Origin of the sequence: Kitasatospora sp. MY 5-36 (assembly GCF_001182915.1) — a bacterium.
Taxonomy (GTDB): Bacteria; Actinomycetota; Actinomycetes; order Streptomycetales; family Streptomycetaceae; genus Kitasatospora.
Genome location: NZ_LFVW01000464.1, coordinates 1 through 9,365 on the forward strand (window position 1 = coordinate 1; position 9,365 = coordinate 9,365).

Below are 9,365 nucleotides of genomic sequence, written 5' to 3' on the forward strand. Positions count from 1 at the left end.
GGCAGGCCGACGGCCAGGTGCTGCGGGCCCGGCGGCCCGGCCTGCCCGTCGGCGGCGGCCCGGAGCGGATCGACCCGTCGGCGCTCCAGACCCCGGCGGTCCGGGCGGCGCTCGCGGGCGTCTCGCGGATATGTCCCGCGTTCACCCCGCGCCAGGTCCTGCGCGAGGGCAGCCGCCACATCCTGGTGGCGGGCACCATCGGGCGGGCTCCGGTGGTCGCCAAGTGCCTGGCGCCGCAGGCGGTGCGGAGTGAGTACTTCGAGCAGTTGGTGGCCGACTTCCACCACGAGGTGGCGGTCTACCGGGCGTTCGTCCGGCACCGTCCGCCGGTGCGGCTGCCCCGGCTGGTGGCGGCCGACCACGACCGGTGCGTGCTGGTCATGGAGCGCGTCCCGGGGCGCCCGGCGGCCCGCGAGCGCCACCCGGTCAACGCGCCCACCCCGGGCGAGGTGCGGGCGCTGCTCACCGCGGTCCGCACGCTGAACCTGTGGCGGCCGCCGACCGACGTCTTCCAGCCGCGCCTGGACTACCAGTTGGAGATCTCCCGCTACCACTCGGTGGGCCAGCTCACCGACCGGGACGCCGGCGACCTCCGCGGCCTGCTGCACGGCCTCGGCAGCACCCCGCTCCAGCTCTGCCACGGCGACGCCCTGCTCAGCAACATGCTGCTGGCGCCGTCCGGACCGGTGCTGGTCGACTGGGAGCAGGCCGGCTGGTACCTGCCCGGCTACGACCTGGCGGTGCTCTGGAGCGTCCTGTCCGGGGACACCGCGGCACGCCGCCAGATCAGCCAACTCGCCCAGAGCGGCGGCACGCTGGCCCGGGACGCGTTCCTGGTGAACCTGGTGCTGGTGCTGATGCGGGAGATCCGGCTGTACGACGTGCCGGGCGCCGGCGAGGAGCAGCGGATCATGATCCGCCGGCTCTACGACGACGCGGCGCTCGCCCGCCGGGCCGTCCGCGCCGCGGTCGGGACCCGCTGAGCCACTTCCGGGGCCCGTCGGACCGCCGTCAGGACCCGCCGGGCCCGGGTGTTCGACGACGGGCCCTACGGCCGGGCGCCCCGCTCCAGGGCGGCCCGGCCGGCGGCCTCCAGGACGGTCTCGTCGGGGGCCAGGTGCACCCGGCTGCTGAGCACGTCCCGCAGGTAGCGCTCCAGCGGGTGACGCCGGCTCAGACCGGGGTTGCCGGTGAGGGCGACGGCCTGCTGGACCACCGCCGTCGCGGCCCGGGTGGCCAGCAGGTGGGCCGGACCGGTCCGGGCGACGGCCTCCTGGTCGCCCCGGTCCACCCGGGAGGCCAGGCCCTCGACCAGTTCCTCGGCCCCGATCAGCTGGGCCTCGATCTCGCCGAGGGCGGTCCGGTAGCGGGGCAGGGTGCCGAGCGGCTCGGTCAGATTGGCCGGGGTGCGCTGGTTGAGGAAGCGGATCAGCCACGCCTCGGCGGCCCGGGCGACCCCGATCGCCACGGCGGAGAGGGCCAGGTCGTGCCAGGCCGACGAGAGCTCGGCGTCGGCGTCGGCACTCTGACGGGCCGTCCGGCGACCGTTCGTCAGGCCGAGCGCGAGGTCGCCCGGCACCCGGACCCCGTCCAGCACCACGTCGTGGCTGGCGCTGGCCCGCAGCCCGAGCTGGTCCCAGGTCGGGTCGATCTCCAGGCCCTCGCTCTCGCCGCGGACCAGGAAGGTGCCGATCCGCGGCTCCTCCTCGTCGGTCCGCGCGGTCACCGCCATCCAGGCGAGCGCCTCGGCTCCGGTGCAGTACGTCTTCCGGCCCGTCAGCAGCCAGCCGTCGCCGTCCCGTCGGGCGACCGTGCCGGGCAGCTCGCCCGCCCCGGCACCGGGCTCCGCCCGCAGCGTGTTGACCAGCGCCGGGCCGCGCCGGGACTCGGTGAGCAGCCGCCGGTAGCCCGCCGTCGGCCAGTCGGCCCGGCGGGCCTGCTCGGCGTGCTGGAGCAGGGTGAAGGCGGTGACCACGGCCACCGAGGCGTCGCCGCGGCCGAGTCGGGACAGCACCCGGACGGTGTCGGCGAGCGTTCCGCCCGGACCGCCGTACCGCTCGGAGACGGTGAGGGTGAGCAGTCCGGCCTCGTGGACGGCCTCGATCCCCTGGTACGGGAAGGTCGCGTCGCGGTCGTGCTCCTCGGCGCGGGCGGCCAGCAGGTCGACCACCCGGGGCAGTCCGGCGAGGGCGGTCTCGACCGCGCTCCGGTCGGGTGCCGCGCCGCCGGGGGCCGAACTTGTGGGTGTGGAACCGGTGGATTCGAGATGGCCGGAACCCGTCGGTTCGGAACCCGCCGCCGGAGCGGCGGTCCGCGAACGGCGTCCGGCGGACGCGCTCCTGGGCGAACGGTTGTCGGCGGGGCGGTCGTCGGACGCGTGGTCCTCGGACGAACGCTCGGCGGTCGAACGGTTGGCGGCGCGAGTGGTCATGATGCTGTGCCTCCGGGCGGCAACGTGGGCTCGGCAGGTGCGGGCGGCACGCCGTACGGGCGCGCGGTGGCGATCGGCGGCCCCGGAGGCCGGCTCACGGCCCGCCCCTGGTCCCGGCGCCGACCGGACACCCGGCCGATCGCCCGCCGCCGGGGGACGAATCCCCCCTCAGCGGCCCGGACACGCCGCGCTGGCGGTGCGCCGCAGGTCCAGATGCCTGCGACGGGTCAGCAGCGGAAGGCGGCACGGCATGTTCGCGACTGTACGAACCGTTGATCGATACCGTCAAGCAGCGTCCGACCCCCGGGCGGAGCCGGCCGGCCCCGGCGGGATCAGCCCTGCTGGAACATGTCCGCGGGGAGCGGCTTCAGCAGCTGATACAGGTCGTCCGAAATCGGTCGGTCCCAGGACGCGACGGTGACCAGGACGCCGTCGCTGCGGCCGAACTGGGCGCAGAACACGCGCTCCTCGCTGACCTTGACCTTCTTCACGATCAGCAGGTCGTCCCCGAGCATCACCGGGAAGTCCTCGGCCGAGACGAACTCGACCGGCTCGTCGTTCTCCAGCGCCGCGAGCAGCTGCCGCACCTCGAAGGGCACCTCGTCGCCGGTCTCCCGGGCGGGCGAACCCTCGGGGAGGTTGCCGATGAACATCGCCGGACCTCTGCCGCCGAACAGGTCGTAGCGCAGGAAAATCCCCTGGCAGGAGCCGTCCGGGCCGGTCATCATGGCCGCACCGAAGTCACCGGGCCAGTCGCCCGGGTCCATCGCGAGCACGTCGAAGTCCGGGCCGGCGGGCTGTCCGGAGCGACGGCGGAGAAAAGACATGGGAACATCGTACGTGTCCGGCACACCGCGTTCGCGAGGTGGGTGGGGCACCGCCGGGGGGTGGCCGGGAGATCGACGCTCAGAGACCAATGTTGACTCTGAGCAACCGTCCGGGCTACGTTCGGTTCAGCACGACAGCCGTTCTGGGTTTCACCCTCCGGGGGGACGGCATGTCGCAACGCGGCCCTACACGCGTTTCCCTCACTGTGCACTTGTCGTGCCGAACCGCCGAGCACCCAGCTTCGTCGTCGCACACAGCACGAACACACAAGCCAACAGTTCCAAGTTTCACAAGCCAGATCCGCGGGGCCCCGGCCCGTCGCTCCCGTGGATCTGCTCGGGACGCCGCCGCGTGGGGGCGTGCGGGTCCCGAGCACCGGTGCCGTCATCCGAGTCGCTCTCGGCTTCGGCGCCAACCTCCCGGCGACTGCCGGCCCCATCTCGGGGCCGGGACCGGCCGACGCACCCCGGTGCGCAGGGGATGACTGGGAGGATGGCCTGGCAGTACTGCCGGGCCGCACAGCAGGCGCCGTGTCTGGCCGCGTGGGGGCGGTGGGCACGGCGTCTGCCCGTGCTCTTACTCTGAGCTGCGTTTGTCTAACAGTCAACAGAAATTCTGACGGGGCACGCTCAATGGATCATCAGTTGTGATGTTTCGGACCCGAAAGATCGTCTACGGAGCGGACCCCCGTCGACCGGGGGTCCGCTCCCGTGGTGCCGGGCGCCGGCTCGGCGCCGACGGGCTCCGCGCGCCTCGGCTCAGGTGAGGTCGAACTCGCCGTCCCGGGCGCCGAGCACGAAGGCCCGCCACTCGCCCGGCGTGAAGACCAGGACCGGCCCGTCCTCCTGGCGGCCGTCCCGCATCCCGATGTAGCCGTCCACGAAGGCGATCTGCACGTCGCCGACGCCCTGGCTGCTGCACAGCCACTCCGCCCCGGTGAAGTCCACCCTGGGCTTCCCGTTCGGCGCCAGATCCGGCTGCACCACGCTGACCTCCGTGTCCGTCCCGCTGTTGGATCCCACTGACCGATCTCCTCCCGACGGCGTTCCTGGGCCAGCCTAGCCACACCGCCCGGCCCCGGTCAGCGGGTTGACGAGGACTCCTCCGGGCGGGGACGGGCGCGGCCGGAGGACCGGTCGAGGCGTGTCCCGACCGGCGGGGGCGGCGGGCAGCTGCCAGAGTGCTGCCAGGGCGCCGTACGACCGCTTCCCCGGCCCGGCCCGCGAGGTGCCGGGGCCCGGGCCGCTCCGCCGCACCGCCCTGACCGACCGGGACAACCGGTTCGACCGAGCGTGCCTTGCCAGAACGATCCACCGACCGACCCGTTCGAGGGAGCAGCCGATGAGCCGCCGGGACGGCACCCGCGCCGACGTCATCCCCATCTCCGACGCCCCCTCGGCCCATCCCCCGGCACCCCGGACGCCTCCCTCACCCACCCAGCTGCCCCGGCCGACCCCCGCCCGGACCGCCACGCACGGGCGGGTCGGGATCGTCCTGGTCTCGCACAGCCAGGAACTGGCCACCGCCGTACGCTCCCTCGCGCTCGCGTTGACCGGATCCGACTCCCCCGCGCCGGTCGCGGCGACCGGCGGCGACCCGTCGGACGGACCGGGCATCAGCGCCGTCCTGGTGGCCGCCGCGACCCGGCGGGTGGACCAGGGCCACGGCGTGGTGGTGCTCGCCGACCTCGGCGGGGCGGTCACCACCGTCCGCGCGCTGCTGGCCGACGCGGACGAGCACGGGCTGCCCTTCCCGGTCCGGTTCGCCAACGCCCCGTTCGTCGAGGGCGCGGTGGCCGCGACCGCCACCGCCACGGCGGGCGGGGACCTGGCCGCGGTGCTGGACGCGGCGGAGGAGGCCTACCGGCAGTACAAGGGCTGACCCGGCGCGGGCGGGTGGTTGAGGACCTGCGGCGGGCCGTGATCGGCCCGCCCCCGGGCTCAGGGGCGCTCCTTGCCCTCCCAGGTGAAGACCGCCGGGCCCTCGCACTCCAGCGCGTGGCGCAGCCGCTCGTGCTCGCTCTCGATCATCGGCGGCAGCTCGTCCAGCCCGAACCAGCCGACGTCCAGCGACTCGTCGTCGTTCACCCGCGCCTCGCCGCCGACCGCGCGGCAGCGGAAGGTCAGCACCAGGTACTGCGTCACATCGCCGTTCGGGTACGTGACCTGCGGCGAGACCGTGACGGAGGCGAGCAGCTCGGGCACGACCACCACCCCCGTCTCCTCCTCGCACTCGCGCACCACGCCGTCGGCGGGCTGCTCCCCGGGGTCGAGGATGCCGCCGACCGGCGCCCACCGGCCGTCGTCGGCCCGGCGGGCGAGCAGCACCCGGTCGCGGTCGTCCAGCACGACGGCGACGACGGCGCTCAGCCAGAGCGGGCGGGTTCCCACGATGGCGCGGAGCTCGGCGAGGAAGGGGGGAATGGCCATGGGCCGCAGCCTATCGGGGCGGCTCCGGGCCGACCCGGTGCGCCCGGCCGGTGTCGGGCCGCAGCAGGGCGAGCACGGTGAGGCCGAGGATGCGCAGGTCGAGCCCGAAGGAACGGTGCTCGACGTACCAGAGGTCGAGCTCCGCCCACTCGGGGCGGCTGAGCGGGCGGGGCGTCCGGCCGCGGCTCAGGGCCTGCAGCTGGGCCCAGCCGGTGAGGCCGGGCCGGACGGCGAGCCGGCCGCGCTCCCGGCGGGAGTAGTGCGCCGCCTGGTCCGGGCCGACCGGCAGGGGCCCGATCACCCCCATGTCGCCGCGCGCCACGTTCCACAGCCGCGGCAGCTCGTCCAGGCCCGATTGCCGCAGCAGGGCGGTGAGCCGGCCGTCCCCTCCGGTCCGGAAGCGCAGGAGCTGGAACTCGCGGCCGTGCCGGCCGGTCCGGATCTGCCGCTGGAGGACCGGGCCGCCGGTGCCGCAGCGGAGCAGGACGGCGATCAGCAGGGCCAGCGGCAGTGCGACGACCGCGGCCAGGGCGGCGACGGCGAGGTCGCCGGCGCGTCTCATGAGACGGCCGCGGCGCGATCCGGTCTACCGCTCATCGCTCCACCTCCACGGCGCTTCGAGCCGGAAGAACGCCTTCACAGTAGAGGCGGGATGAAGCTGTCGTCCGGGAATGGTGAAAGAAGAGGGCCTGAGATTGTCCGACTGGACGATATTCAGTCGGTCTGACCAATTTCGCTCGATCGGCCGTTTCGGAATTCCGAGAGCGATCGACGTTACGGGTGGGGGCAACGCCCGGACGGAACCCGCCGACCGTACGGCCGGTACGCCAACCGGGGCGCCGTCAGAGCGCGGCGCGGCGCCGGTCGCGGAACACGCCGAAGGCGATCCGGCCGAGCAGCAGGACGCCCGCGGCCAGACAACCGGCCACCGCCATCGCCCAGGCCGGCCCGTCACTGTCCGGCACGAACACGGCCACGACGATGCCGAGCGCCAGGCAGGCCAGGCCCACCACCGTCAGCGGGACCTGGTGGGTGACCAGGGCTCCGCCGCTGCACGCGCGAGCCATCCGGGAGGCCCCGTGGAGGTGGAAGGGGTCACGGTCCGCATCTGCCATGAGCCCAAGGTACCCCGGGGCGGCGCGGGTGGCAGCCCGCAGGGAGTGAAGGTCCGGACACGCTGCGCAACCGGGGAATCCGGGCTGGTCAGCGGCACGCCGGGCCCGCCCCGAAGTGTGTCCGAGGCGTCCGGGCGTGCATTCCGGCTCCACAATCAGTCCACGAAAAATCCTCGTCCCCCCGGTACAACCATCCGTCCGGTGCAGCGGTCTCAATGGCATTGAGTGATCCAGGAGCCGTTCGAGGGACGGGTGTGAACCCCCCACCGAGAACAGGAATATCCAGGAGCGGAGCCGCCGCCCCTGGAGTCGGAGGCCGGGCTCCGTCCTCCGGCGGTACCGCCACGCCGCTCGGCGAACGAGGGGGAACCGTGCCGCAGTCCCAGTCCAGTACATCGATCTCCATGGCCCGCGCCCGGCCGGCACCCCGCATGCGCGCGCTGCCCCTGACCGTCGGGTGGTCGGCGGACCGGCACGGCACCGGCCGGCCCACCGACCGTCCGCACGGCGACCACCTGCGCGGCGATCACCTTCGCGGCGATCAGCTCGGCGGCGATCTCCTGCACGGCGACCGTCGGCGCGAGGAGCACCGCCACGGCACGCACCTGGACGGCGGGGGCCGTCACCGGGCGGCCGTCGACACGGAACAGCAGGACGCTCGGGGCGAATGGCTGCGGTTCGCCCCCGTCCAACCGCTGTTCCGGGCCCTGGCCGCCCAACGGCTCGCGGTGCTCGCGTACCACGGGGTGACCGACCACCGCTCGTTCGGCGCCCAGCTCGACCGGCTCCAGCGGCTCGCCACGCCGGTCTCGCTCGGCGCGGTCCTCCAGGCCGTCACCGAACGGCGGCCGCTGCCGCCCCGGAGCGTCCTGGTCACCTTCGACGACGCCGACCGGAGCGTCCTCACCCACGCCCTACCGGCCCTCGACGCCCGGGGCATTCCGGCCACCGCGTTCGTCATCTCGGAGCTCATCGGCACCGAACGGCCGTTCTGGTGGCACGAGGCCGACTTCCTCGCCCGGCACGGGGGCCGGGCCCGCTCGCTCGACTGCGGACACCCGTCCCAGCTGCTCCGGCGGCTCAAGGCCATGCCGGACCCGGACCGGCGGCGCAGTCTGCACGAACTGCGGGTCAGCGCCGACCGCCGGCCGCCCCGCCAGGAGCAGCTGACCCCCGCCGACCTGCTCGCCCTGCGGGACGGGGGCGTCGCGATCGGCAACCACACCCAGGGGCACCCGTGCCTCGGGCGCTGCGACGACGACACCGTGCGCGCCGAGATCACCGGCGCCCACGAGGCCCTCACCCGATGGCTGGGCGAACCGCCGATCGCCTTCGCCTACCCGGACGGCGGCCACGACGTCCGCGCCGAAACCGTCCTGCAGGAGCTCGGCTACCGACTCGGCTTCCTCTCCGACCACCGCCTGGGCCCCCGGCTCCCCTCCCATCCCCTCCAGATCAGCCGCCTCCAGGTCGACTCCACCACCAGCACCCGCCGCTTCGACACCATCCTCTCCGGCCTCGAACCCGCCTACCGCCGCTGGCGCCGCCAGGCCGTCGCCTAGCAACGGGCGCCATCACGCCGCACAGGAAGTCGGCCGGGTCGACTTCCTGTGCGGCGCGCACCCCGGCAGCCCATCCCCAAAGCAACAATCACTCGAGCCAATCCCGCACCAAAAGTCGGCCGGGCCGACTTCTCGCGCGCCCAGCCAAGTCATTACGGGCGCCCGGAATGCCACCCCCGCCCCCGCAAAAAGTCGACTCCACCCACTCGACTTCCGACACAAACCCACCCCAGAAGTCGGCCCGCCCGACTTCTGGCGCGCCCCAAGAGGCTTCAGCGAGTGCATGCTCAACGGGCTGGGCGAGCCCGGCCGCCACACAGGAAGTCGGCCCGCCCGACTTCTGGCGCGCCCCGCCACGTTCACACAGAAGCCGCAACGGCCGACCGCTCGCCACGCGAAGAAGGCGCGGCCGGACCAGGCGCGTCCACTGCGCGAGAAGTCGGCCTGGCCGACTTCTCGTGCGCGCAGGCGGGACCCGGGCTGGCAATCAACCGGCTCGGGAGCGCGGGCCATATAGCTGCAGCATCCCAGCGCGGCACCGAAGCTCGACCGGACGAACCTCCCGCACGCCGCCGGGAAGCCCGGAACGCTCGCTGCACGAAAAGTCGGGCCGGTCGACTTCTCGCGCACCAGCAAGCCCAGGACCGGCAACCAACAGACTCCAGGAGCCGGGCTGCCCAGCCGTTGCATCCGGGCATGGCGCAGGAAGTCGACTGGGCCGACTTCCCATGCAAGCAGGCCGGGCATGGGCCCGCGTCCGGGGAGTCTATGCGCGTAGAGGCCAGGGCGATTGGCCGCTTGAGTCGGGGGTGGTGCCGCTCGAAGCGGTCGTTGCGCGAGAAGTCGGCCGGGGCGACTTCTGGTGCAACCGACCAGAAGGGCTTCAGGAAGCGGGCTGCGTGGGAAGTCGGCTGGGCCGACTTCTCGCGCGGTCAGCCGATGAGGGTGGCGAGGGCGTTGCCCTGGGGGTAGAGGGCGGCGGCCGGGGGGAGGTGGGCGG

The 9,365-nt window shown here is 73.9% G+C and carries 10 protein-coding genes; 3 read left to right on the forward strand and 7 right to left on the reverse strand.

Annotated elements, in window-relative coordinates; genetic code table 11:
- Positions 1-17: 17 nt before the first annotated feature.
- Positions 18-983 carry an aminoglycoside phosphotransferase family protein gene (locus AE652_RS27020; RefSeq protein ID WP_082345994.1) on the forward strand — a complete coding sequence of 322 codons (966 nt, stop codon included), beginning with the start codon at positions 18-20 and terminating at the stop codon, positions 981-983.
- A 65-nt stretch (positions 984-1,048) separates the two neighbouring features.
- Here AE652_RS27020 and AE652_RS27025 read toward each other — a convergent pair whose 3' ends face one another.
- From AE652_RS27025 to AE652_RS27035, 4 genes are all read right to left on the reverse strand, one after another.
- A complete protein-coding gene (locus AE652_RS27025; protein WP_082345991.1) occupies positions 1,049-2,431 on the reverse strand; it encodes an acyl-CoA dehydrogenase family protein in 1,383 nt (460 codons plus the stop codon).
- A gap of 168 nt (positions 2,432-2,599) precedes the next feature.
- Positions 2,600-2,683 carry a putative leader peptide gene (locus AE652_RS49540; protein WP_350526312.1) on the reverse strand — a complete coding sequence of 28 codons (84 nt, stop codon included), beginning with the start codon at positions 2,681-2,683 and terminating at the stop codon, positions 2,600-2,602.
- A gap of 80 nt (positions 2,684-2,763) precedes the next feature.
- Entirely contained in the window at positions 2,764-3,258 is a 495-nt protein-coding gene (locus tag AE652_RS27030) for a hypothetical protein (protein WP_049656052.1), read from the reverse strand.
- Positions 3,259-4,017: 759 nt separating this feature from the next.
- Positions 4,018-4,245, reverse strand: coding sequence for a DUF397 domain-containing protein (locus tag AE652_RS27035; RefSeq protein ID WP_234348556.1), 228 nt, complete (start codon positions 4,243-4,245; stop codon positions 4,018-4,020).
- Positions 4,246-4,600: 355 nt separating this feature from the next.
- Here AE652_RS27035 and AE652_RS27040 point away from each other — a divergent pair, with 355 nt between their 5' ends.
- The gene (locus AE652_RS27040) at positions 4,601-5,140 is read left to right on the forward strand and encodes a PTS-dependent dihydroxyacetone kinase phosphotransferase subunit DhaM (protein WP_082345992.1); all 540 of its coding nucleotides are present in this window, start codon (positions 4,601-4,603) and stop codon (positions 5,138-5,140) included.
- A 59-nt stretch (positions 5,141-5,199) separates the two neighbouring features.
- Here AE652_RS27040 and AE652_RS27045 read toward each other — a convergent pair whose 3' ends face one another.
- The 3 genes from AE652_RS27045 to AE652_RS27055 all read right to left on the reverse strand — a co-directional run bounded on the left by AE652_RS27045 (position 5,200) and on the right by AE652_RS27055 (position 6,803).
- Complete coding sequence (locus AE652_RS27045) at positions 5,200-5,688, reverse strand: NUDIX domain-containing protein (RefSeq protein ID WP_049656056.1); 489 nt, start codon at positions 5,686-5,688, stop codon at positions 5,200-5,202.
- Between the two features lie 10 nt (positions 5,689-5,698).
- Positions 5,699-6,250, reverse strand: a complete 552-nt coding sequence (locus AE652_RS27050; RefSeq protein WP_049656058.1) for a sugar transferase — start codon at positions 6,248-6,250, stop codon at positions 5,699-5,701.
- Positions 6,251-6,530: 280 nt separating this feature from the next.
- A complete protein-coding gene (locus AE652_RS27055) occupies positions 6,531-6,803 on the reverse strand; it encodes a hypothetical protein (protein ID WP_143204765.1) in 273 nt (90 codons plus the stop codon).
- A gap of 431 nt (positions 6,804-7,234) precedes the next feature.
- Between AE652_RS27055 and AE652_RS27060 the strand changes: the two genes are divergently transcribed.
- Positions 7,235-8,365: a polysaccharide deacetylase family protein gene (locus tag AE652_RS27060; RefSeq protein ID WP_082345993.1), complete on the forward strand. Its 1,131-nt coding sequence runs from the start codon at positions 7,235-7,237 to the stop codon at positions 8,363-8,365.
- Positions 8,366-9,365 lie beyond the last annotated feature (1,000 nt).

Coding starts and splice junctions, on each gene's coding strand:
- AE652_RS27025 (WP_082345991.1), bottom strand. CDS start 2,431: ATGACCACTCGCGCCGCCAACCGTTCGACCGCCGAGCGTTCGTCCGAG.
- AE652_RS49540 (WP_350526312.1), bottom strand. CDS start 2,683: ATGCCGTGCCGCCTTCCGCTGCTGACCCGTCGCAGGCATCTGGACCTG.
- AE652_RS27030 (WP_049656052.1), bottom strand. CDS start 3,258: ATGTCTTTTCTCCGCCGTCGCTCCGGACAGCCCGCCGGCCCGGACTTC.
- AE652_RS27040 (WP_082345992.1), top strand. CDS start 4,601: ATGAGCCGCCGGGACGGCACCCGCGCCGACGTCATCCCCATCTCCGAC.
- AE652_RS27045 (WP_049656056.1), bottom strand. CDS start 5,688: ATGGCCATTCCCCCCTTCCTCGCCGAGCTCCGCGCCATCGTGGGAACC.
- AE652_RS27050 (WP_049656058.1), bottom strand. CDS start 6,250: ATGAGACGCGCCGGCGACCTCGCCGTCGCCGCCCTGGCCGCGGTCGTC.
- AE652_RS27055 (WP_143204765.1), bottom strand. CDS start 6,803: ATGGCAGATGCGGACCGTGACCCCTTCCACCTCCACGGGGCCTCCCGG.
- AE652_RS27060 (WP_082345993.1), top strand. CDS start 7,235: ATGCGCGCGCTGCCCCTGACCGTCGGGTGGTCGGCGGACCGGCACGGC.